20 protein-coding genes, 2 tRNA genes, 1 pseudogene and 1 riboswitch are annotated in these 22665 nt (G+C 68.1%); of the genes and pseudogenes, 10 read left to right on the plus strand and 13 right to left on the minus strand.

Annotation, left to right across the window (positions count from 1 at the left end):
* Positions 1-387: 387 nt before the first annotated feature.
* The 6 genes from AB0I38_RS20110 to AB0I38_RS20135 all read right to left on the minus strand — a co-directional run bounded on the left by AB0I38_RS20110 (position 388) and on the right by AB0I38_RS20135 (position 8437).
* Entirely contained in the window at positions 388-2961 is a 2574-nt protein-coding gene (locus AB0I38_RS20110) for a valine--tRNA ligase (protein WP_358469802.1), read from the minus strand.
* Positions 2962-3031: 70 nt separating this feature from the next.
* Positions 3032-4315: an ATP-dependent Clp protease ATP-binding subunit ClpX gene (clpX, locus tag AB0I38_RS20115; RefSeq protein ID WP_189127653.1), complete on the minus strand. Its 1284-nt coding sequence runs from the start codon at positions 4313-4315 to the stop codon at positions 3032-3034.
* 173 nt (positions 4316-4488) lie between these two features.
* Positions 4489-5112 (minus strand): ATP-dependent Clp protease proteolytic subunit, encoded by a 624-nt coding sequence (locus tag AB0I38_RS20120; protein WP_358469806.1) that lies wholly within the window; start codon positions 5110-5112, stop codon positions 4489-4491.
* Positions 5113-5123: 11 nt separating this feature from the next.
* Positions 5124-5756, minus strand: a complete 633-nt coding sequence (locus AB0I38_RS20125) for a ClpP family protease (RefSeq protein ID WP_189127655.1) — start codon at positions 5754-5756, stop codon at positions 5124-5126.
* A 275-nt stretch (positions 5757-6031) separates the two neighbouring features.
* Positions 6032-7402 (minus strand): trigger factor, encoded by a 1371-nt coding sequence (tig, locus tag AB0I38_RS20130; RefSeq protein ID WP_358469809.1) that lies wholly within the window; start codon positions 7400-7402, stop codon positions 6032-6034.
* A gap of 168 nt (positions 7403-7570) precedes the next feature.
* Complete coding sequence (locus tag AB0I38_RS20135; RefSeq protein WP_358469812.1) at positions 7571-8437, minus strand: helix-turn-helix domain-containing protein; 867 nt, start codon at positions 8435-8437, stop codon at positions 7571-7573.
* 246 nt (positions 8438-8683) lie between these two features.
* Between AB0I38_RS20135 and AB0I38_RS20140 the strand changes: the two genes are divergently transcribed.
* A complete protein-coding gene (locus AB0I38_RS20140) occupies positions 8684-9145 on the plus strand; it encodes an ATP-binding protein (RefSeq protein WP_358469815.1) in 462 nt (153 codons plus the stop codon).
* Positions 9142-9216: pseudogene (locus tag AB0I38_RS20145) on the plus strand (AraC family transcriptional regulator); the annotation flags it as partial. The gene AB0I38_RS20140 and the pseudogene AB0I38_RS20145, both read left to right, overlap by 4 nt.
* Before the next feature lie 142 nt (positions 9217-9358).
* Here the strand turns inward: AB0I38_RS20145 and AB0I38_RS20150 are convergent.
* Positions 9359-9432 (minus strand) — tRNA-Pro (locus AB0I38_RS20150).
* 88 nt (positions 9433-9520) lie between these two features.
* Here AB0I38_RS20150 and AB0I38_RS20155 point away from each other — a divergent pair.
* The 5 genes from AB0I38_RS20155 (at position 9521) to AB0I38_RS20175 (ending at position 14180) form a co-directional block, all read left to right on the plus strand.
* Positions 9521-9594: transfer RNA gene (locus AB0I38_RS20155), tRNA-Gly, on the plus strand.
* A gap of 328 nt (positions 9595-9922) precedes the next feature.
* The gene (locus tag AB0I38_RS20160; protein ID WP_358469818.1) at positions 9923-11263 is read left to right on the plus strand and encodes a sensor histidine kinase; all 1341 of its coding nucleotides are present in this window, start codon (positions 9923-9925) and stop codon (positions 11261-11263) included.
* 54 nt (positions 11264-11317) lie between these two features.
* The gene (locus AB0I38_RS20165) at positions 11318-11947 is read left to right on the plus strand and encodes a uridine kinase (protein WP_358469821.1); all 630 of its coding nucleotides are present in this window, start codon (positions 11318-11320) and stop codon (positions 11945-11947) included.
* A gap of 28 nt (positions 11948-11975) precedes the next feature.
* Positions 11976-12851, plus strand: coding sequence for an LLM class flavin-dependent oxidoreductase (locus AB0I38_RS20170; RefSeq protein ID WP_358469824.1), 876 nt, complete (start codon positions 11976-11978; stop codon positions 12849-12851).
* Between the two features lie 18 nt (positions 12852-12869).
* On the plus strand, positions 12870-14180 hold the full coding sequence (locus AB0I38_RS20175) for a TrpB-like pyridoxal phosphate-dependent enzyme (RefSeq protein WP_358469827.1): 1311 nt from the start codon (positions 12870-12872) through the stop codon (positions 14178-14180).
* A gap of 45 nt (positions 14181-14225) precedes the next feature.
* Here AB0I38_RS20175 and AB0I38_RS40410 read toward each other — a convergent pair whose 3' ends face one another.
* On the minus strand, positions 14226-14303 hold the full coding sequence (locus AB0I38_RS40410) for a 50S ribosomal protein bL37 (protein ID WP_371252575.1): 78 nt from the start codon (positions 14301-14303) through the stop codon (positions 14226-14228).
* A gap of 140 nt (positions 14304-14443) precedes the next feature.
* Between AB0I38_RS40410 and AB0I38_RS20180 the strand changes: the two genes are divergently transcribed.
* From AB0I38_RS20180 to AB0I38_RS20190, 3 genes are all read left to right on the plus strand, one after another.
* Complete coding sequence (locus AB0I38_RS20180) at positions 14444-15223, plus strand: DeoR/GlpR family DNA-binding transcription regulator (protein ID WP_358469830.1); 780 nt, start codon at positions 14444-14446, stop codon at positions 15221-15223.
* Entirely contained in the window at positions 15220-16302 is a 1083-nt protein-coding gene (gene galT / locus AB0I38_RS20185) for a galactose-1-phosphate uridylyltransferase (protein ID WP_358469833.1), read from the plus strand. The genes AB0I38_RS20180 and galT overlap by 4 nt, the downstream gene beginning before the upstream one ends.
* 67 nt (positions 16303-16369) lie before the next feature.
* Positions 16370-16507, plus strand: a riboswitch (cyclic di-AMP (ydaO/yuaA leader).
* Positions 16508-16511: 4 nt separating this feature from the next.
* A complete protein-coding gene (locus AB0I38_RS20190; protein WP_358469836.1) occupies positions 16512-17465 on the plus strand; it encodes a coiled-coil domain-containing protein in 954 nt (317 codons plus the stop codon).
* 22 nt (positions 17466-17487) lie between these two features.
* Here the strand turns inward: AB0I38_RS20190 and AB0I38_RS20195 are convergent, their stop codons facing one another.
* From AB0I38_RS20195 to AB0I38_RS20215, 5 genes are all read right to left on the minus strand, one after another.
* Positions 17488-18165, minus strand: coding sequence for a response regulator transcription factor (locus tag AB0I38_RS20195; protein ID WP_358469839.1), 678 nt, complete (start codon positions 18163-18165; stop codon positions 17488-17490).
* Positions 18162-19442, minus strand: coding sequence for a sensor histidine kinase (locus AB0I38_RS20200; RefSeq protein ID WP_358469842.1), 1281 nt, complete (start codon positions 19440-19442; stop codon positions 18162-18164). Before AB0I38_RS20200 ends, AB0I38_RS20195 begins: the two co-directional genes overlap by 4 nt.
* A 47-nt stretch (positions 19443-19489) precedes the next feature.
* Positions 19490-20275, minus strand: coding sequence for an ABC transporter permease (locus tag AB0I38_RS20205; protein WP_358469845.1), 786 nt, complete (start codon positions 20273-20275; stop codon positions 19490-19492).
* Positions 20276-20301: 26 nt separating this feature from the next.
* Entirely contained in the window at positions 20302-21222 is a 921-nt protein-coding gene (locus tag AB0I38_RS20210) for an ABC transporter ATP-binding protein (RefSeq protein WP_358469848.1), read from the minus strand.
* Positions 21223-21594: 372 nt separating this feature from the next.
* The gene (locus AB0I38_RS20215; protein ID WP_358469851.1) at positions 21595-22569 is read right to left on the minus strand and encodes a helix-turn-helix transcriptional regulator; all 975 of its coding nucleotides are present in this window, start codon (positions 22567-22569) and stop codon (positions 21595-21597) included.
* Positions 22570-22665: the final 96 nt, after the last annotated feature.

The following is a 22665-nucleotide window of genomic DNA, read 5'->3' on the forward strand; positions in this document are numbered from 1 at the left end:
TGTCAACCAAAGGAATCCGTCACATACATGACGGGGTTGTGCATCATGCACTGGCTTTTAACACACTGTTGAGTTCTCAAGAAACGGACGCGTACTCCCAAACTGCAGGAGGCGCACAGTTCCATTGTGTCCATCGTACCAGATCTGGGCGTTTCTTGTCAAACCGCCCGATCCGGTAGCTTCCGGACCATCCTCGCTTCGAGGCAACCCTGCTAACTTACCCGAACATTTGGCTCATGTCCAACAGCTGTTGGAGCATGCCCCACGCCCAGAGATTGATCAGAGGGAGGACAGGGCCAACTGCCCTGCGTTGAAAACTTTACCAGCCTCGACGGCGTCCAAGGTCCAACTTCGGTAACGAATCAGTCTTCCCCTCGTGGGAAGAGCTCAAACGCCCAGGGTGGCGAGCTGGCCCTCGAGCCTCTCGATGTCAGCCGCCGCCGCCTGCGCCCGCCCTCTGACCTTGGCCACCACGTCATCGGGGGCCTTGGACATGAACTGCTCGTTGCCCAGCTTGGCAGCCGACTGCGCGGCCTCCTTGCGGGCGACCGCCAGATCCTTCTCCAGCCGCTTGCGCTCTGCCACGACGTCGATGGCGCCCGCGGTGTCGATCTCCACCGTCACTCCCCCCACGCTGAACTGCGCCGTGGCGGTGAACGCCTCGGAGGGCTCCGTCAGCCGCAGCAGCGACCGGGCGGCGTTCTCCTGGGCCGCGAGCGGCGTGCCGGCGAGCCCGAGGCGGGCGGCCACCTTCTGGCCCGGCTTCAGCCCCTGATCGGAGCGGAACCTGCGAACCTCGGTCACGAGCTCCTGCAGCGCCCCGATCTCCGACTCGGCCATGGCGTCGATGTAGCGGGATTCGGGCACCGGCCACGGGGCCACCACGATGGAGTCGCCGCCCGTGACAGCACGCCACAGCTCCTCGGTGACGAAGGGCACCAGCGGATGCATCAGCCGCAGCAACGTGTCGAGCACGTGTCCGAGAACCAGCCGGGTGTGCTCCAGGCCCTCGCCGAGCTGGATCTTGGCCAGCTCGAGATACCAGTCGCAGACCTCGTCCCACGCGAAGTGGTAGAGCAGATCGGACGCCTTGGCGAACTCGAACTCCTCGAAGGCGTCGTCAGCGGCCGAGATCACACTCTGCAGCCGCGACAGGATCCACCGATCGACGGGTGTCAGGTCGAGCCCGTCGAGAGAGCCGACCGCCGCGCCGTTCATCAGCGCGAACCGGGTGGCGTTCCAGATCTTGTTGCAGAAGTTGCGTGAACCGGCGGCCCACTCCTCGCTGACCGCGACATCGGCGCCGGGGTTGGCGCCTCGCAGCAGCGTGAAACGGGTGGCGTCGGCGCCGAAGCGCTCGATCCAGTCGAGCGGGTCGACCACGTTGCCGAACGACTTGGACATCTTCTTGCCGTACTGGTCGCGGACCATGCCGTGCAGGGCGACCACGCGGAACGGCGGCTCGCCGTCCATGGCGTACAGGCCGAACATCATCATCCGGGCGACCCAGAAGAACAGGATGTCGTAGCCCGTGACGAGGACGGAGGTCGGGTAGAAACGCGCGAGCTCGGGCGTGTCGTCGGGCCAGCCCAGCGTGGAGAACGGCCACAGGCCCGAGGAGAACCAGGTGTCGAGCACGTCTGGGTCCTGCGTATAGCCGGCCGGCGGCGTCTCGTCGGGGCCCACGCACACGATCTCGCCCTCAGGGCCGTACCAGACCGGGATCCGGTGGCCCCACCACAGCTGCCGCGAGATGCACCAGTCGTGCATGTCGTCGACCCAGTCGAAGTAGCGCTTGGCCAGCTCCGGCGGGTGAATGCGGGTGCGTCCGTCACGCACGGCGTCACCCGCGGCCTTGGCCAGAGGCGAGACGTTGACGAACCACTGCAGCGACAGCCGCGGCTCGACCACGGTCTTGCAGCGGGAGCAGTGGCCCACCGAGTGGAGGTAGGGACGCTTCTCGGCCACGATGCGGCCTTCGGCGCGCAGCGCGGCGACGACCGCCGGCCTCGCCTCGAAGCGGTCGAGCCCCTGGAACGGACCGTGGGCGGTGATGACGCCCCGCTCGTCCATGACCGTGAGCGACGGCAGTGAATGACGCCGCCCGATCTCGAAGTCGTTGGGGTCGTGAGCCGGAGTCACCTTGACCGCACCGGTTCCGAACGCGGGATCGACGTGCTCGTCGGCGACCACCGGGATCATGCGCCCGGTCAGCGGCAGCTCGACGAGGGTGCCGACCAGGTGCGCGTAGCGCTCGTCGGAGGGATGGACGGCCACGGCGGTGTCGCCGAGCATCGTCTCCGCCCGCGTGGTGGCGACCACGATCTCGTCGGAGTAGCGGATCGAGACCAGCTCGCCCTCGTCCTCGCTGTGCTCCACCTCGATGTCGGACAGCGCGGTCAGGCAGCGCGGGCACCAGTTGATGATGCGCTCGGCCCGGTAGACCAGCCCGTCGTCGAAGAGCTTCTTGAAGATCGTGTGGACGGCCCGGGAGAGCCCCTCGTCCATGGTGAAGCGCTCGCGTTCCCAGTCGACGCTGTCGCCGAGCTTGCGCATCTGGCCGAGGATCCGGCCGCCGGACTCCTCCTTCCACTCCCACACCCGTTCCACGAACGCCTCACGGCCGAGATCGTGGCGGGACAGGCCCTGCTTGGCCAGCTCGCGCTCCACGACGTTCTGGGTGGCGATGCCGGCGTGGTCCATGCCGGGCAGCCAGAGAGTCTCCTGACCCCGCATCCGGGCGCGGCGGCTCAGGGCGTCCTGGATGGAGTGGTCGAGCGCGTGGCCGATGTGGAGCACGCCCGTCACATTGGGCGGCGGCAGGACGATGCTGTACGGCGCCCGTGAGCTGCCCGGGTCGGCGTGGAAGTAGCCGGCGGACACCCAGCGTTCGTAGCTGCGGGTCTCGACGTCGGCCGGGGTGTATTGGGTGGGCAGCTCTGGCGTTGTCACAGTGACCAATTCTAGGGAAGGGCGAAAGCGAAACGCCCCATGGTGGGTGTCCATGGGGCGCCTGCGTCGCGGGGAGAGATCAGGCGGACTTCTCGCGTGGCGTGCGCTGCTGCTTGGCTGCCAGCTGGTCACGAGGTACGAGGGTCGGGATCGCGTGTTCGAGCACGGACTCGCGAGTGATGACCACGCGGGCGACGTCCTTGCGGGAGGGCACCTCGTACATGACGGACTGGAGCACCTCCTCAAGGATGGCGCGCAACCCGCGGGCACCGGTGCCGCGCAGGATGGCCTGGTCGGCGATGGCTTCGAGCGCGCCGTCGGTGAACTCCAGCTCCACGCCGTCGAGCTCCAGCAGCTTGCGGTACTGCTTCACCAGCGCGTTGCGTGGCTCGGTGAGGATCTGGATGAGCGCCTCGCGGTCGAGGTTGTGCACCGAGGTGATGACCGGAAGACGGCCCACGAACTCGGGGATCATGCCGAACTTCAGCAGGTCCTCGGGCATCACGTCGCCGAAGATGTCGGCCGTGTCGACCTCTTCCTTCGACCGGATGATGGCGTTGAAGCCGATGCCCTTCTTGCCGATGCGCGACTCGATGATCTTCTCGAGGCCGGCGAAGGCACCACCGCAGATGAACAGCACGTTGGTGGTGTCGATCTGGATGAACTCCTGGTGCGGGTGCTTGCGGCCGCCCTGCGGCGGAACGCTCGCGGTCGTGCCCTCGAGGATCTTCAGCAGCGCCTGCTGCACGCCCTCACCGGAGACGTCGCGGGTGATCGACGGGTTTTCGCTCTTGCGAGCGATCTTGTCGACCTCGTCGATGTAGATGATGCCGGTCTCGGCCTTCTTGACGTCGTAGTCAGCGGCCTGGATGAGCTTGAGCAGGATGTTCTCGACGTCCTCGCCGACATATCCCGCCTCGGTCAGCGCGGTCGCGTCGGCGATGGCGAAGGGCACGTTGAGCATCTTCGCCAGCGTCTGCGCGAGCAGCGTCTTGCCCGAGCCCGTGGGGCCGAGCAACAAGATGTTGCTCTTGGCCAGCTCCAAGCCGTCGTCTCTGCCCCGGTCACCGGACTGCACCCGCTTGTAGTGGTTGTAGACCGCCACCGAGAGCGCCTTCTTCGCCTTGTCCTGACCGATGACGTAGGCGTCGAGGAACTCGTAGATCTCCCTCGGCTTGGGCAGGTTGTCCCACTTGAGCTCGGAGGACTCGGAGAGCTCCTCCTCGATGATCTCGTTGCAGAGATCGATGCACTCATCGCAGATGTAGACGCCTGGACCGGCAATGAGCTTCTTGACTTGCTTCTGGCTCTTTCCGCAGAACGAGCACTTCAGCAGGTCTCCCCCGTCGCCGATGCGTGCCACCCCAGATACTCCTTTGCGTGGGACCGCCCTGCTCCGCGATCCGTATCCTCCGGACCCGGTCCGAACCGCTCAGGTTTCGACGTTACCGTCTTCTGGGCCCTCAGTGAGCCCCCTGGCGGCGAGTCGCACCGGAACGTGCCCAATTAGGCAGCGCTCCGGTGCGTCACATCTCGTCAGGAAGCAACCGCCTGAGCTCGCTTCTTCCGCGACGGGATGATGTCGTCGATCAGACCATACGCCTTTGCCTCGTCCGCGTTGAGAATTTTGTCGCGTTCGATGTCCTTCCGGACTTCCGCGGCGCTCTTTCCGGAGTGCTTCGCCACCATCTCCTCAAGGAGGGAGCGCATGCGAAGGATCTCGCGGGCCTGGATCTCGATGTCGCTGCCCTGGCCGCCACCCTCGGTGGAGGGCTGGTGGATGAGCATCCGGGCGTTGGGAAGCGCGAACCGCTTGCCCGGCGTGCCGCCCGCCAGCAGCACGGCCGCGGCGGAGGCGGCCTGCCCCAGGCAGACGGTCTGAATCTCCGGCCGGACGAACTGCATCGTGTCGTAAATCGCCGTCATGGCGGTGAAGGAGCCACCCGGCGAGTTGATGTAGATGCTGATGTCACGGTCGGGATCGAGCGACTCCAGCGTCAGCAGCTGGGCCATCACGTCGTTGGCCGACGCGTCGTCGATCTGCACCCCGAGGAAGATGATGCGGTCCTCGAAGAGCTTGTTGTACGGGTTCATCTCCTTCACGCCATACGACGTGCGCTCGACGAAGGAGGGGAGAACGTAACGGCTCTGGATGTTCACTTCAACTCCCCCTAAGAGACAGGACCCTGCGAGGGCACCTGCCGCGCGCTGCGCACGACGTGGTCGATGAAGCCGTAGTCCTTGGCCTCGTCGGCCGTGAACCAGCGGTCGCGGTCGGAATCTGCCTCGATCTGATCGAGAGGCTGGCCGGTGTGGTAAGCGATGCGCTCGGCCAGCGTCTTCTTCACGTAAAGCATCTGCTCCGCCTGGATGGCGATGTCGGCGGCGGTGCCACCGATGCCTCCGGACGGCTGGTGCATCATGACCCTCGCGTGCGGCAGCCCGTAGCGCTTGCCCCGGGTGCCGGCGGTGAGCAGGAACTGCCCCATCGAGGCCGCCATGCCCATCACAACCGTGGAGACGTCATTCGGTACGTACTCCATCATGTCGTAAATCGCCATGCCCGCACTCACCGAGCCCCCCGGCGAGTTGATGTAGAGCGTGATGTCACGCTCGGGATCGTCGGCCGCGAGCAGCAGCAACTCCGCGCAGATGCGGTTGGCGATCTCGTCGTTCACCTCCTGACCGAGCACGATGATGCGCTCGCGCAGCAGGCGCTGGTAAAGCTGGTCCTCAAGCCGGAAGGACGAGCCGTTCTCACGGCCTCGCGACTCAGGCTGATAGAAGGTCGGCGGGCTGGTCACAGCGTCACCTTCCGATGCGTCGTTATCGATTGGCTTTGCTTGTGACCTTAACGCGCGGCGCACCTAGCTCATGCCCCGTCCGTGGACTGTTCGCTGACGGCGCAGGTGTCGGCAGGGCCTCGGATGGAACCTCCAGAGGCCCGCGAACGTCGCGCTCGCGGACGAGTCGGCACAGGCTGTCCGCTGGGTACGGGCAGGGCCGCGGCGGCCGTCCCTGACATGCCTGAGGCCCTCGAACCGGTCAGGTTCGAGGGCCTCGGAACGCCTGGGAGGGGTTACGCCTCGGGCTTGTCCTCGGCCGGCTCCTCGGCGACCTCTTCGCCGTTGATCTCGGCGTAGATGGCCTTGAGGTCGACCTCGTTGCCGTCGGTGTCGACGACCTTGGCGGCGTCGCCGACGACGGACTTGGCCTTGTCGCGAACGATCTCGACCATGGCCAGCGTGAGCTGGTCGTTGTCGGCCAGATGCTGGGCCAGCTGGTTGGGCTGGACGCCCATCTCCATGGCGCGGCGGACGACGAAGTTGGTCAGCTCCTGCTCGGAGACGCCCAGCTCCTCGGACTTGACGATCTTGTCAAGCACGAAGCCGATCTTGATGGCCTTGTTCGAGCCGGACTCGAAGTCGGCGAGCCGCTCCTCCTCCGTCGTCTGGTAGAGACGGAAGAACGCGTCACGGCTGAGACCGCTCTCGGCGATCTGGTGGTCGAGGTTGTGCTTGCGGGCGTCGATCTCGGCCTTGAGCGCGCTCTCGGGGATCGGGATCTCGATCTTATCCAGCAGCGTGTCGAGGGCCTTCTCGCGGGCCTGGACGACCTGGTCGATCAGCTTGTTGCGGCGGGACTGCTCGCGGATGCTCTCCTTGAGCTCGTCGAGAGAGTCGAACTCGCTCGCCATCTGCGCGAACTCGTCGTCGAGCTCGGGCAGGACCTTCTCCTTCACCGTCTTGACGGTGATGATCACGTCGGCCTCCTCGCCGGCGTTCTCACCACCGACGAGCTCGGTCTTGAAGCCCTTCTCCTCGCCCGCGGACATGCCCTCGAGGGCGGCGTCGAGACCCTGGAGCACCGAGCCGGCGCCGACCTCGTAGGAGACCTCGCTCGCCTGCTGCTCCTCGATGTTCTGGCCGTCGATCTCGGCCCGCAGGTCCATGACCACGAAGTCGCCGGTGGCGGCCGGGCGCTCGACACCGGTCAGCGTGGCGAAGCGCTGGCGCAGCGCGTCGAGCTGGACGTCGACGTCGGCGTCTGAGACCTCGGCGGAGTCGACGGTGATCTCGACGCCCTGGTAGTCGGGTACGTCGAAGCTGGGACGGATGTCCACCTCGGCGGTGAACTCGATCTGCTCACCGTCTTCGATCTTCGTGACCTCGATGTCAGGCTGGCTGACCGGGAACACGTCGACCTCGTCGACGGCCTGGCCGTACAGCTTGGGCACCGCGTCGTTGAGGGTCTCCTCCAGCACCACCGCCCGGCCGAAGCGCTGCTCGATGATGCGGGCCGGGACCTTGCCAGGACGGAACCCGGGGACGCGCACCTGCTGCGCGACCTTCTTGTATGCCGCATCCATGCTCGGGCGCAGTTCGTCGAACGGCACCTCGACAGTGAGCTTCACCCGGGTCGGGCTGAGCTCCTCGACAGCGGTCTTCACGGGGTGGTCTCCTTGATCAAGCTTCGAGTGATCGCGGGCGCGTCCATTCGGTACGGCTCACGCGCCGCGCCCACATGAGCGACACTGGGGCATGCTCCGCCTCGGCGGGATCCAAGCGCCGTGCGCCAGTCTAGGGTAGATGCCTACCCGACAGCGACGCGACGAGCCTCAGAACTCTTCGGCGATCGACCGCAGCAACTCGACCGTTTCGTCCGGCGTGGTGCTGACGGCACAGAGCCGCTCCATCACCTCAGTGTACTTGTCGACGTCCTCGCGCTTGTCCAGGTAGAGAGCGCTGGCGAGCTGCTCGACATAGACCACGTCGGGCAGGTCGGAGTCGGGGAAGCGCAGGATGCTGAACGCGCCGCCCTCGGCACTGTGGCCGCCGAAGCTGAACGGCATGATCTGGATCGTGATGGCCGGCTGGCGCATCAGCTCCATGAGGTGCTGGATCTGGGCCCGCATCACCTCGACACCGCCGATCGGGCGGCGCAGCGCGGCCTCGTCGATGACCGCCCAGAAGATCGGCCCGTCGGACCGGTCGAGCACACGCTGGCGCTCCAGCCGGAGGTCGACCCTGCGGGCGATCTCCTCGGCGCCGATGCCGGCCGCGCCCGCCGTGACGACCGCCCTGGCGTACTCCTTGGTCTGCAGCAGGCCGGGGATGAACTGGACCTCGTACGTCCTGATCCGCGCGGCGGCCTCCTCCAGGCCGACGTACGCCTGGAACCACGTCGGCAGGACGTCGTTGAACCTGTGCCACCATCCCGGCTCGTTGGCCGTGGCGACCAGGTCGAGCACCGCCGAGCGCGCCTGTTTGTCGACGACGCCGTAAAGCGTCAACAGGTCTGCCACGTCGCGCTCCTTGAACCCGACACGGCCGAGCTCCATGCGACTGATCTTGGATTCGGACCCCCTGATCAGGTGGCCCGCCTCTTCGCGACTTACGCCCTTACCCTCTCTCAGCTTGCGCAGCTGAGAGCCCAGCAGGATACGCAGCGCCGTAGGGCCGGAACCCGGCGGGTTCTGCGTCACTCTGCCTCCTATCAAGGTCCGCACACACAGTGACACCTCTTCGGCGCGTATGACAAGGTCCCAACCTGGTGTCCGATTCGGTTACCCACATCACTCAACGCGCATGCTTCTGCACATTGCACCTGCACGTGCATTTGGGTCTTGCAGCGACCCGGAGTCGTGATCCATGATGGTCTAGTGCATATTGGCCAAACATGCACAAATTCGAGGCTATCTGGAGGTATCGGCGGGATGGTGGAGGACCCCTTGGCCACTGCCGATTGCCTGCAGATAACCCGTGAGGTCGGCTTCGAAACCCTCCTGACGGCACACAAGCCGTACACCACCTCGTGCCCGTTACCCTTCCAGGCCGATTCCGTGAAGACCGCCCGGGACGTGACCCGCTCGACACTGCGTAGCTGGGGCCTGCCTGAGCTGGGCGATGACGCCGCACTGGTCGTGTCGGAGCTGGTGACCAACGCCGTCAGGTACGCGATGTACGCGCGCGGCCGTCGCGAGATCCAACTCCTGCTGATGCGCGTGAGCCCGCACGTACTGCTGGCCGTGGCCGACCCGAGTGACGAGGTGCCGCGGCCGAAGGAGCCCGACTTCATCTCCGAGAACGGGCGCGGCCTCTACATCGTCGAGACCTACAGCCAATGCTGGGGCTGGGACGCGCTCGACCGCGGCGGCAAGGCCGTCTGGGCGCTCTTCCGCACCGACTCCTGAGCCGGGAGTTCCGTGCCGTCTACGGCGAGTCGCCCTACAGCTACCTCATGACTCGGCGCATCGAGCGGGCCTTCTACCACGACGCGCTGGGTTTCGAGGCGCGTGACGACGTGGGTCACGGGGCAAGCGCTGGATCCCCGCGCGCGACTGCCTGGTGACGGAAGAAGTAAAAAAGAAGGCCCCTCCCTGTATCGGGAGAGGCCTTTGAGCCTGTCGGGGCGACAGGATTTGAACCTGCGACTTCTTGCTCCCAAAGCAAGCGCGCTGCCAAGCTGCGCCACGCCCCGTCGCGCCGGTTGCGCACGCGCTCCGCTCCTCCGGTACGCTTACGCCCTAACGCCGGATGAAGTCTAGACCAGACTTCGACCGGTTCGCGCGGACGTAGCTCAATGGTAGAGCCCTAGTCTTCCAAACTAGCTACGCGGGTTCGATTCCCGTCGTCCGCTCCACGCACTGAGGCCCAGGTCAGGGAGATGATCCCGAGCCTGGGCCGTCCCGGTCATCAGCTCTCGGAGGCTCGCCCCCCGGCATACGATCACCCGCCGTGAGCATCTTCATCTACCTAGAGCGGGCGTTCGTCGGTGCCGAATGGCAGGCGTACGCGGCGATGGTGGTTCGAGGCCCTACGAGACAGAAAGCCTCCGGCGGGAACTCCGCTCCGAGATGATCGTGAGCGGCCGATCGCCGGCGCGAGCCGGCGGACTGAGGGCGATCGTTGGACCAAGCTTTCCTGACACGCGACTCAGCGCGTGCGTCACCGTCAGTAGTGTCAGTGGTGTGTTCCGTGTCGGGGCGCGTTCCCTGCGCGGACGTGTCACTCTCTTCGCGATCATCGTTGCGGCGTTGGTGCTGATCCCCGTCGGGATCGGCGCTGTCATCCTGACCAGGTCCCTGATCCTGAGCAACGCCATCGACGACACCGTGCAGGCGGCGGAGCGCATCGCCTCCCAGGTGGAGGCGGGTACGCTCCCGCGGGGAGCGAACGTCCCGGCACCCTCCTTTCCGGTGAATCTCGTGCAGATCGTCTCACCCGACGGGCGGATCGTGGCGACCAGCGACGAGGCCAGGACACTGCCTCGGCTGAGCAACCTCCAGCCGACCCCGGAGAAACCCGTTCTCAGTGGCCGGTCCTGCCTGCCCGACAGGTGCGTGGTGGTGACCGCCGTGCGGCCGACGATCGCGTCCGGCTCCCCCATCATCTATGTCGGGCGCGTCATGCCCGCGGCCTTGGTCACCCGTACCCTGGACATCGCGGTAATGGTCGAGACCGTGGTGCTCATCGGGTTCACCGGACTCGCGGCGTGGCTGCTCATGAGCCGGGCACTGCGACCTGTCGCGGTCATGGGAGCGGAGCTCGACCGGGTGAGTGCGAGCGACCTGAGCGCCCGGGTGACGCGGCCGCCGGGCGACGACGAGCTGAGCGCTCTCGCCGAACGGATCAACGGCACGCTGTCCCGGCTCGAACACTCCGCCGAGCAGCAGCGCCAGTTCGTCTCCGACGCCTCCCACGAGCTGCGCACCCCCATCGCGGGGCTGCGGGCGGAGTTGGAGAGCGCCCAGCTGTATCCGGACGACACCGATCTGGGCGAGTTGGTGAAGAAGACCCTGCGTGACACCGACCGCCTGGAAATGATCATGTCGGACCTGCTGTTCCTGGCAAGGACAGGAGCGCGGGTGGACGTGGCCAGGGAACGGCTGGACCTCGCGGAGCTGGTCCGCGAGGTGATGTCCACTCGCAGGGACAGGGTGCCCGTTCGTCTGGACCTCGCCGACGGCGTGGTGGTCGACGGCGTGAAAATGCAGCTGACCAGGGCGTTGAAAGATCTACTGGACAACGCCGAGCGCTACGCGGAGCACTACGTCCGCGTCGAGGTCGGCCGGAAGGAGGACAAGGCGGTGATCGCCGTGGAGAACGACGGAGTGGAGATCCCCGTAGCGGACCGCGAGCGGATCTTCGAGCGCTTCTCCCGGCTCGACACGGCACGCAGCCGCGAGGCGGGCGGCACGGGGCTCGGCCTGGCCATCGTGAAGGGCGTGGCGCTCGCGCACGCCGGCGACGTGCGGGTCGACGACTTCACCGGCGGCGCGAGATTCGTCCTCTATCTGCCCGCGGTGTGACCGGGCCGGGGAGGGGCCCATCCCGTGTGATCGGACCAGGGTAGGGTCCCCTCCGTGCGCGTGCGACCGATCTCGCCCGAGGCGCTGACGCTGGAGCTGGCCGAGCGGATCGACGGGCGTCCCCGAGGGGCATGGACGCGGGTGGCCGTCGACGGGGCTCCGCCCGCTCATCCCGAGCGGCTGGCCGACGCGCTGGTGGCTCCGCTCAAGCTGCGCGGCCGGCCGGTGCTGCGGGTGTCCGCCGCCGACTTCCTCCGGCCCGCCTCCCTGCGACTGGAGTACGGCAGGACGGATCCCGACGCCTTCTACGACGACTGGCTGGACACCGGGGCGCTGGTCCGCGAGGTGCTCGCCCCGCTGGAGGCGGGCGGCTCGGGCAGGGTGCTGCCGGCGTTGTGGGACAGCCGGGCGGACCGGGCCTACCGCCTGCCGTACGAGACGCTGCCGCGGGACGGGGTGCTGTTGCTCGACGGGACGTTGCTGCTCGGCAGGGGCCTGCCGGTGGAGTTGAGCGTGCACCTGTGGCTGTCGGAGGCGGCGCTGGAGCGCGGCACCGCGGACGAGGATCGGTGGCGCCTGCCCGCCTACGCGCGCTACGAACGCGAGGCGCGGCCCCAGGACACCGCCGACGTGGTGATCAGGGCCGACCGTCCGGGCCGACCCGCGCTCCAGGTTGACGGCTGATTCACGTACGGCGGCCTAGGTTGGCCGTATGACTCTCCAGTTCGGCTACTTCCTGGTGCCCAATGCCGCCGACCCGCTGGTCGAGTACGCCCGGCTCGCCGACGATCTCGGCCTGGACCTGATCGGCGTACAGGATCATCCCTACCAGCGTAAATACGTCGACACCTGGACCCTGCTCAGCGTGATCGCCGCCTCGACCGGGCGGGTCCGGGTCTTCCCTGACGTGGCCTGCCTGCCGTTGCGGCCGCCTGCCGTGCTGGCGAAGGCCGCGGCCAGCCTGGACGTGCTGAGCGGCGGGCGGGTGGAGCTCGGGCTGGGCGCCGGCGCGTTCTGGGACGCGATCGAGGCGTACGGCGGGACGCACCGGACGCCCAGGGAGGCGCTCGGCTCCCTGGAGGAGGCGGTCGCCGTGATCAGGGCGATGTGGAGCGGGGAGCGCAACCTGCGCTTCGCGGGTGAGCACTACCACCTGACGGGGGCCCAGTCGGGGCCCGTGCCGGCGCATCCGATGGAGATCTGGCTCGGCGTGACCGGGCCGAAGGCGCTGGCCCTGACCGGGCGGCTGGCCGACGGCTGGCTGCCCTCGTCCACGTGGGCGACGCCCGACCGGCTGGGTGAGTTCGGCGCCCGGATCGACGAGGCCGCCACGGAGGCGGGCAGGCGGCCGGGTGACATCCGCAGGCTCTACAACGTCAACGGGACGATCACCGACGGCGCCTCTGAGGGCTTCCTGAAGGGGCCGGCCGCGCAGTGGGTGGACGAGCTGACCGACCTGGCGCTCGGTTACGGCATGGACGGGTTCGTGCTCTGGCCGGACGGCGACCAGAGGCGGCAGCTCACGATCTTCGCCGAGGAGGTCGTGCCGGAGGTTCGCCGTCAGGTAGCACTGGAACACGAGGGGTGACCGAGGCAGACTGGTGCGGTGATCCCGAACCACTGGTACAACATCGTCCCAGACCTGCCCTCCCCGCCCCCGCCGCCGCTGCATCCGGCCACCCGGGAGCCGGTGGGGCCGGACGATCTCGCGCCGCTCTTCCCCATGGAGCTGATCGCGCAGGAGGTGAGCACCGAGCGGTTCGTCGCGATCCCGCAGGAGGTGCTCGACGTCTACCGGCTGTGGCGGCCGACGCCGCTGCTGCGGGCGCGGCGGCTGGAGAAGTCACTGGGCACTCCCGCCCGGATCTACTACAAGTACGAGGGCGGCTCCCCGGCCGGCTCGCACAAACCCAACACCGCCGTTCCGCAGGCCTATTACAACGCCCGCGAGGGCGTCCGCAAGCTGACCACCGAGACGGGCGCCGGCCAGTGGGGCAGCTCGCTGGCCTTCGCGTGCGCGCAGTTCGGCCTGGAGTGCGAGGTCTGGATGGTGCGGGCCTCCTACGACCAGAAGCCCTACCGCCGCTCGCTCATGCAGGTGTACGGCGCGACGGTGCACGCCAGCCCGTCACCCGTGACGAGCTCGGGCGCCAAGATCCTGGCCGGCGACCCCGGCTCGACGGGCAGCCTGGGCATCGCGATCAGTGAGGCCGTCGAGGTGGCGGGCGCGGGCGACGACGTCCGCTACGCGCTCGGCTCCGTGCTCAACCATGTGCTCATGCACCAGACGGTGATCGGCGAGGAGGCGCTCCAGCAGCTGGAGGAGATGCCCGATGTGATCATCGGCTGCACCGGAGGCGGGTCCAACTTCGGTGGCCTCGTCTTCCCCTTCCTGCGCGAGAAGCTGGCCGGGAAGATCAATCCGACGATCCGCGCGGTGGAGCCCGATGCCTGCCCGTCGTTCACCCGGGGCGTCTACGCCTACGACTTCGGCGACACGGCCGGGTTCACGCCGCTGCTGAAGATGCACACGCTCGGCCACGACTTCGTGCCGGACCCGATCCACGCGGGTGGCCTGCGCTATCACGGGATGTCTCCGCTGCTCTCGCACATGTACGAGCTGGGCATGTTCGAGGCGGTCAGCAGGTCGCAGAGCGAGTGCTTCGAGGCCGGTGTCCGCTTCGCCCGCACCGAGGGCATCGTGCCGGCGCCGGAGCCGACCCACGCGCTGGCCGAGACCATCGCCGAGGCGCTGCGCTGCAAGGAGACCGGCGAGGAGAAGGTGATCCTGACGGCGCTGTGCGGCCACGGCCACTTCGACCTGGCCGCCTACGACCGCTACCTGGCGGGGGCGATGGAGGACTTCTCGCTGCCCCAGGAGCGCATCGACGAGGCTCTCACGGGGCTTCCGGGGTAGATTGCCGCCCGTGGTGAGCGTGTCTCGCCACGGGCGACCTGCCGTTCAACGCGCCGTGGGGCGCTTGCCGTGGTTGGCCTTCTTCTTCTTGCGAGCCTTGCCCTTGCGAGCGCGTCTGGCCATGGCCTCTCCTCGGTGATCGAGTGGGATGCGATCTCCAAAGTCTCGCGCCTCCCGTCTCGGCACAAGCGATCCGCCGGTCCTAACATTCTTCAACATCTCCATGTCATAATTTGGTGGAATCTGTTGGAAGGAGTGGGAGCGTGCTCGCACAGCAGCGGCAGCAGACCATCCTCGAGCGCGTGCGCGGCAGCGGTGGTGTCCGGGTGGCCGACCTCGTGCGCGAGCTCGGCGTCTCCGACATGACGATCCGCCGCGACCTCGAGGTGCTGGCCGAGCGGGGTCTGCTGGAGAAGGTGCACGGAGGCGCCACGGCTCTCGGCCCCGGCTCCACCGAGGAACCGGGCTTCACCGCCAAGTCCGCCCGCCAGCAGCGGGAGAAGGACGCCATCGCGCGCCGCGCCGCCGGGCTGGTGCGACCGGGCACCGCCGTGGCGCTCTCTGCGGGCACCACCATCTGGGCGCTGGCCCATCACCTGATCAGCGTGCCCGAGCTCACGGTCATCACCAACTCGATCCCGGTCGCCGACGTCTTCCACCGCAATCCGCGCGCCGACCGCACGGTCGTGCTCACCGGCGGGGTCCGCACGCCGTCCGACGCGCTGGTGGGGCCCGTGGCCGTGGCCGCGATCCGCCGCCTGCACGTCGACACGCTCTTCCTCGGGGTGCACGGGATGGGGGTGCGGGCCGGGTTCACCACGCCCAACCTGCTCGAATCGGAGACCGACCGGGAACTGGTGAGCGCGGCGCACCGGCTGGTCGTCCCCGCCGACCACACGAAGTGGAACACGGTCGGCATCAGCACGATCGCCGAGCTGACCGAGGCCGACGTGGTCATCAGCGACGCGGCCCTTCCCGAGGACGCACGTCTTGAACTGGCCGAGCGGGTCGGCGAGCTGATCATCGCAGAGGATTCACAGTGAAACGGACCATCACCCACCTGGCCGACGGACGCGAGCTGATCTACTTCGACCGGCGTGACGACGCCGACCGGAGCGCGATCGACCGGCGACCGCTCGATCCCCGGCCGGTGGCCTCGGAGTTGCGGTACGACCCGCTGACCGAGGAGTGGATCGCGGTGGCGGGGCATCGGCAGACCCGGACGTTCCTGCCTCCGGCTGACGCATGTCCGCTGTGCCCGTCGTCCGGCACGCGGGCCTCGGAGATCCCGGCGCACGACTATGACGTGGTGGTGTTCGAGAACCGCTTCCCCTCCTTTTCCGGAAATTTCGGTGTCTATGAGGATGTGGGTGGGCTGAGTGAGGTCCGGCCGGGGGTGGGGCGGTGCGAGGTGATGTGTTTCACCGCTGACCACTCCTCGTCGTTCTCACGGCTGTCTTCCGCGCAGGTCGAGCTGGTCATGGACGCCTGGGCCGACCGTACGGCCGAACTGTCCGCCCTGGAGGGCGTCGAGCAGGTGTTCTGCTTCGAGAACCGGGGCGAGGAGATCGGCATCACCCTGACGCACCCGCACGGGCAGATCTACGCCTACCCGTACGTCACTCCCCGGACGAAGCTGCAGCTGGGCGCCGCCTCCCGCTACGCCGCCCGGCACGGGGGCGCCAACCTGTTCGCCGACGTGCTGGCCGCCGAGCGCGCCGCGGGGACCCGGGTGGTCGCCGCCAACGAGCTGTGGACCGCCTTCGTGCCGGCCGCCGCCCGCTGGCCGTTCGAGGTGCACGTGTATCCGCACCGGCGGACGCCCGACCTGGCGGCGCTGTCGGAGGAGGAGCGGGCAGCCTTCGCCCCGCTCTACACCTCGGTGCTGCGGGCGCTCGACGGGCTGTTCGACGTCGCCATGCCGTACATCTCGGCCTGGCACCAGGCGCCCGTACGGCGGGACCGCGAGCTGGCCTACCTGCACCTGGAGCTGTTCAGCATCAGAAGGGCCCCCGGGAAGCTGAAGTTCCTGGCCGGCTCGGAGTCAGCGATGGGCGCGTTCGTCAACGACGTGTCGCCCGAGGAGGCCGCGCGGATGCTTCGATCACAGGTAGATCACTAATTGATTTCTGCTTGGAGTCGCATGACCTTCGTTTTACTACTAATATCCCTTCTGCACCGGCCATAACTGCCGTTGCGGACCTAATTCCGGGCGCGTTGCCCGGGAGCCGGGGACCCACCGCATCTGGGGTGAATCCACTTCGGTGGTAGGGCTACTCCCATGCCCGAACCCGTCAGCTAACCCGGTCGGCAGAGGGAGAGGACATCTTCGTGGCGGCTGCGCTCCCCACGCGTCTTGCCATCGGCCTCATCGCCACCTCGGCCCTGGCTTTCGGCTCAGCGCCCGCGTCGGCCGCGCCGAAACCCAGCGAATCCCAGCTCCGGGCCGAGCTGAAGAGCCTGAACAAGAAGGTCGACAAGCTCATCGAGGCCTACAACCTCAAGCGGGTCGAGCTGACCAAGGCCCGCCAGGCCGCCGCGACCGCCGAGGAACGGCTCGCCACCTCCGAAGAGGCCCTCACGACGGCCGAGAAGCGGGTCGCCGAGATCGCCCGGCTGCGCTACCAGAACGCCGAGCTCTCCCTGCCCAGCGTGCTGCCTCCCACCAGCGGAGGCGGCGCGGCGGTGCTCGACCAGCTGACCGCCGAACAGCAGGCGGTCGTCCAGGGCGTGGCCGACGCCCGGGACGAGAAGAAGAAGGCCGCCGAGGCCGCCGCCGCGCTCGCCGCCAAGGTCAGCGCCGACGCGACGAGCGTCGACAAGCAGCGCGACGAGGCCGAGGACGTCATCAAGGACATCGAGAAGAAGCTGCAGGATCTCATCCCGGTCAGCACCGGCCGCCGCTCCAACGGCACCTGGACTCCCCAGCTCCCGTCCGGCTCGGACAACATCACCGCCCGTACGCGGGCGATCCGGGCGTTGATCCAGAAGAACTTCGCGCTGCCGTACAGCGTGGGCTGCTTCCGGTCGGGTTCGAGCGGCGAGCATCCGCTGGGGCGCGCCTGCGACTTCATGATGAGCAGCGGCGGCTCCATGCCGAGCGCGGCCAACCAGGCGCTGGGCGACCGCGTCGCCGAATGGACCCTGCAGAACAAGGCCAAGCTCGGGGTCAAGTACGTGATCTGGAAGCAGCGCATCAACCACGGGTCCGGCTGGAGCACCATGTCCAACCGGGGCAGCATCACCGAGAACCACTTCGACCACGTACACATCTCGATGCACTGAAGAGGAACGAACAGCTGAAGGGTCAGGACCGCTCAGGCGTTCGCGGGACGAGCAAACCTCGGTTGAACGCCTCGGTGACGGCGGCGGCGCGGTCCCCCACGCCGAGCTTGGCGTAGATGTTCAGCAGGTGGCTCTTGACCGTGGCCTCGGTGATGAACAGCCGGGCGGCCGTCTCACGGTTGGTGTTGCCGGCCGCCACGAGTTCGAGGACCTCGAGCTCACGCTGGCTGAGCAGTTGCGGCGCGGGTGTCCTGACCCGGTTCATCAGCCGTGCCGCCACCGCAGGGGACAGCACGCTCTCGCCCTTGGCGGCGGCCCGCGCACCTCGCAGCAGGTCCTCCCGGGGAGAGTCCTTGAGCAGGTAGCCGGTCGCACCCGCCTCGATCGCCGGAAGGACGTGGGTATCGGTGTCGTAGGTCGTCAGAACCAGCACGCGCGCGGTGACACCGAGCCTGGTCAGCTCGTTGATCGCGGTCAGCCCGTCCATGCCCGGCATGCGCAGGTCCATCAGGATCACGTCGGGCCGGAGCTCCTGGGCGAGCCGTACGGCGGCGGCGCCGTCCGCGGCCTCGCCCAGCACCTCGAATCCGGGCGCGGAGGCGAACATGCTGCTCAGCCCATCCCTGACGACGGGATGGTCGTCCGCGATCACCAACCGGATCGGGGTCTTGGCTACCGGCTCGGCCGCGTGATCGGTCATGCGTGGCTCCCGGCCGGCAGGGTGGGAAGGCAGGCCGAGATCCCGGTGCCGGCGCCGGGCTCGGACTCGATCTGCAAAGTGCCGGACAGTCCTTCGACGCGCTGACGCATGATGGCCAGGCCGAATCCGCCGCCGCGGGACGACGGCCATGACCCGCCGGTTGCGGCCGTGCCGGCTTCGAGACCCGCGGGATCAAAGCCCTTGCCGTCGTCACGTACGTCCAACGCGACCTCGTGCTCCAAGTACGACAGTGTCACCCCGACCCTGGTCGCGTGCGCGTGCTTGGCCACGTTGGCCAATGCCTCCTGTGCCGTGCGCAGCAGCGCGAACTCGGCCTCCGGTGTCATCGGCCGTACCGTGCCGGTCGTCGTGACGTGAACGGCGAGCCCGTGCAGCTTCGACCAGCGGTCAGCGACGTCGGCAAGTGCGTCGCTCAGGCGCGCGGTCTGCAACGGCTCGGGCCGGAGCGCGTCGACCGAGCGCCGCGCCTCGGCCAGGCTCTCCCTCGCCAGGTTCTTGACGGCTGCGAAAGGCCGGCGCCACGGCGCCGGGACCTCGTGCATCTGCTCGGCCGCCTGGAGTTGCGCGATGATGCCGGTGAGCCCCTGCGCCAGGGTGTCATGGATCTCGCGGGCCATCCGCTGGCGCTCGTCGAGCACACCCGCCTCCCTGGCCTGGGCGAGCAGCTGGGCATGCAGGCCGGCGTTCTCGGCGAGCGACGCCTCCAGCAACCGGTTCGTCCGGCTCAGCTCTTCGAGGGTCTGCTCGCGCCGCTCATCCTCCCTCTCGCCGCGCCGCAGGACCCAGGCGCAGGCGCACATCATGGCGATGTTGAAGGCGACGATGGTCACGTGCATCGTCAGGCCGAGCGCGTCCGTCTTGGGGACGCTGGACGCCTGCGCCATACCGGCCAGGACCGCCGCGGCGGCCACGCCCAGCAGCCGCCACGGCCAGCGCAGGACCGTGAAGGAGTAGATGTAGGCGGCAGGGGTGAAGAGCCCGAAAACGGGGTTACGGGCCACCAGGACCGCGGTGATCACGAGCAGCCCGACGACGAACACCCCCATGATCCGTGGCCGGTCCCGCCAGCCGGGACGCAGGGTGAACATGCCGAGCATCCACGCGGCCGCCAGCGCGCACAGGCCGAGGTCGATGAGCAACGAGCCGCCCGCCCAGTCCTCCACGATCATCAGGATCGGGACGAGGAGCGCCAGCAGCGTGTACGGCACCACGTTGACCAGGAGGAACGGCGGCTGTTGCGAAATCTCCCTGCTCAAAACTCCCTCTCCCCGCGGGATTCTATTCCAGCGTCCATTCCCAGCGTCTATTCCCAGCGGAACCAGCGGACCGCGACGAACGCGCACACCACCGCATAGGCCGCCAGGGTCAACAGCGGCACGGCGGACGGAAAGTGACCCAGGTACGCGTCCTGGAACGCCCCCATGCCCGCACCGAGCGGGGTGTAGTGGGCGATGTCCCGCAGCAGCGGCGGCATCTGCGAGATCGGCACCCAGAGTCCGGCGAAGAACATCATCGGGAAGAACAGCACCGTGCCGATCGCCGTGGCCGGGCCACGCCCGGGCGCGAGCGCGGAGATCAGCAGGCCGATCGCGAGCAGCGCGGCCGCCGCGAGCAGCCAGGCGAGGGCGAAACCGAGAAGGTGCTTCGGCAGGTCGACGCCGAAGCCGACCCCGGCCACCGCGAGGAACAGGACCATCGCGATGACCGCGATGGCGAAGTTGGCCACGAGCTGGCCGGCGAGCACGCGGGCCGGGCCGACGGGCGTGGTCCGCATGCGCCGCAGCACGCCGTTCTCGCGGTATCCCGCGAGCGTGGTCGGCAGGGCGGCCGTGGCCAGGACGGCGAGATTGAACAGGACCAGAACAGGGACGTAGAGGTCGAAGTACGTCAGGCCGCCGCCGCCCTCCACGGGCTCCCGCAGATCGGAGACGCTGCCGAGGATGATCAACAGGACCAGCGGGAAGCCGATACCCCAAAGGGGGGCGACCTTGTCGCGGACGCACAACGTGCTCTCGGCCTTGATGAGCCGCCACGTCGCGGAACTTCGCTCGGCGGTGACGGGGGGTGCGGCGGTGCGCAGGGCTGACATGGGTATGAGGTCCTCTCTGTGATGTGTTACCGAGGGCCGGGTTCGAGGCGCTTGCCGGTCAACTGGACGAACGCGTCCTCCAGGCTTGCCTGCTCGACACGCAGCTGTTCGGCCACGATCTGGTTGCGGGCCAGCACGGTGGTGACGGCGTTGAGCGCGTTGTCGTTGCCGCTGACGATGACCAGCTCACCCCGGCGGGTGACGCCGGAGACGTCGGGCAGGCTCGTCAGCAGGCGGTCGTCCATCGGCCTGGACGGGCGGAACTGGATCCGCTGCTCGATGCGCGCCCGCTCGGTCAGACCGGCCGGGGTGTCCACCATGACGACACGGCCGGCGTCGATCAGCGCGAGCCGGTCGCACAGCCGCTCGGCCTCCTCCATGAAGTGGGTGACCAGCACGATCGTCACCCCTCGAGAGCGCACGTCCTCGATCAGGTCCCAGGTGTCGCGCCGGGCCTGCGGGTCGAGACCGGTGGTGAGCTCGTCCAGGATCGCCACCCGGGGGTTGCCGATGAGCGCCAGCGCGATCGAGAGCCGTTGTTTCTGGCCGCCGGACAGCTTGGCGTACCTGGTCTTCGCCTTGTCCGCCAGGCCGAGGCCGTCCAGCAGCGCGCGCCAGTCGGCGGGCTCGGAGTAGAAGGAGCTGTAGAGCTCCAGGGCCTCGGCGACCTGTAGCCGCTCGGGGAGGTGGCCGGCCTGCAACTGGACGCCGAGCCGCCGGGTCAGCTCGGCGCGGTCCCGGAGGGGGTCGAGCCCGAGCACCCTGATCTCACCGCGATCCGGCATGCGGAGGCCCTCGATGCACTCCACGGTCGTCGTCTTGCCGGCGCCGTTCGGGCCGAGGATGCCAAAGATCTCACCCTCCTGGACGGTGAGCGAGACATCATCGACCGCGATCTTGTCGTCATAGCGTTTGTGGAGGTCGCGTACCTCGATCACTGGTGGCATGCGCGCGTCCTTTCGGGTTCGGCCCATCGGCGATTGGCGCATTCAGCCTGCTACGACCAGCACTTCTTCCAACACCGGCCAGGAGACGGGACCTGGCTGCCGAGCGGTGGAGGCGTCGGCTCAACCGAGCGGTGGAGGCGATCCACCGATCGGTGGATCGCCACCCGGACGGGGACATGGGAGAGCGGCAGGACCGGTCGCACCTCGAAACGGACGATCGACACCCACGCGAATCGGGCGACGGGCCGCGGACCCGATGTTCAGCGGCGTGACCGCGTCAGGTCGCCATGGCACTGTCGACGACGTCGTTTCCACCCTCGCGCACCTCGCGGGCGACGGAGACATGGCTGTTCTCGCCGGTCATGCGAACTCTCAGGATGACACTCCGTAGCGGGTGACGATCGCGGCGGCGCGGTCGCGCAGGGAGGTGCGCAACCACTGCGGGGCCAGGGCTTCCGCGTTCGTACTGAGCTGCCACAGCGCCCATTCGGCGTGTCGTGAATCTTGGAAGGTCACCTCCAGCCGCAGCCAGCCATCCGCGCCGGGTTCCTCGGCGCGGACGGCCAGCGCGGTGCCCAGCAGGTCCTCCCGCCGCGCCGGGTTCACCCGCACCAGCACGGTGACCTGGTCGCCGCCGGCCCGAAACCGCGTGCTGCGTTCCTGCCAGGCCCGGTCCAGATCGACCCGGTCTGGTCGCTGTGCGGGTTCGGCGAGTTCCTTGGCGGCCAAGACACGGGACAGCCGGTAGGTGCGGTCCGCGCCAGACCTCGTGGCCAGCAAGTAGCCCCGGTCGCGTATGGTGACCAGGCCGATCGGGTCCACCGTGCGCCACTTCGGGGTCTGGTCCACGGCCGCGTAGTGGATCTGCAGCTTGTGTCCGGCGAACACCGCGCGCAGGACCTCGGCCGCTATGGCGTCAGGCACCTCCTCAGCGGCCACCCGGCGCGAGAGGAGGTCGGTCTCGGGGTCGATGAGCAATCGCTCGGCCGCGCCGGCCGCGGTGTCCCGATAGCTTTCGGGGAGCGCGTCAACCACCTTGAGCATCGCCGAAGCGAGCGCCGAGCCGAGGCCGAATGCCTGCGCGCCGCGCCGCGATCCGGCTACCAGCAGGGCAAGGGCCTCGTCGGGGTTCAGCCCGGTGAGCTCGGTCCGGAAACCGGGCAAAAGCGCGAAACCGCCGTGCCGGCCACGTTCGGCGTAGACCGGCACGCCGGCCGCGGACAGCGCCTCGATGTCGCGCAGCACGGTGCGGGTGGATACCTCCAGCTCGCGGGCCAGCGTGGCCGCGGACAGCCGACCGTGCCGCCGCAGCAGCAGCACCAGCGAGACCAACCGGTCTGCGCGCATACCAGAACTCTACCGAAATATACGACACAGGATGTCGTGATTTGTTGGAAGGCTCATCAACACGACCAGAGCATGGCGGCTACCGAGCCGATGGAC

Source organism: Nonomuraea cavernae (assembly GCF_040655715.1).
In the GTDB taxonomy this organism is placed as follows: domain Bacteria; phylum Actinomycetota; class Actinomycetes; order Streptosporangiales; family Streptosporangiaceae; genus Nonomuraea; species Nonomuraea cavernae_A.

Bases quoted from the DNA above. Each gene is read 5' to 3' on its own strand.
- AB0I38_RS20170 (WP_358469824.1), top strand. From the start codon at position 11,976: ATGACTCTCCAGTTCGGCTACTTCCTGGTGCCCAATGCCGCCGACCCG.
- AB0I38_RS40410 (WP_371252575.1), bottom strand. From the start codon at position 14,303: ATGGCCAGACGCGCTCGCAAGGGCAAGGCTCGCAAGAAGAAGAAGGCC.
- AB0I38_RS20195 (WP_358469839.1), bottom strand. From the start codon at position 18,165: ATGACCGATCACGCGGCCGAGCCGGTAGCCAAGACCCCGATCCGGTTG.
- AB0I38_RS20205 (WP_358469845.1), bottom strand. From the start codon at position 20,275: ATGTCAGCCCTGCGCACCGCCGCACCCCCCGTCACCGCCGAGCGAAGT.
- AB0I38_RS20210 (WP_358469848.1), bottom strand. From the start codon at position 21,222: ATGCCACCAGTGATCGAGGTACGCGACCTCCACAAACGCTATGACGAC.
- AB0I38_RS20215 (WP_358469851.1), bottom strand. From the start codon at position 22,569: ATGCGCGCAGACCGGTTGGTCTCGCTGGTGCTGCTGCTGCGGCGGCAC.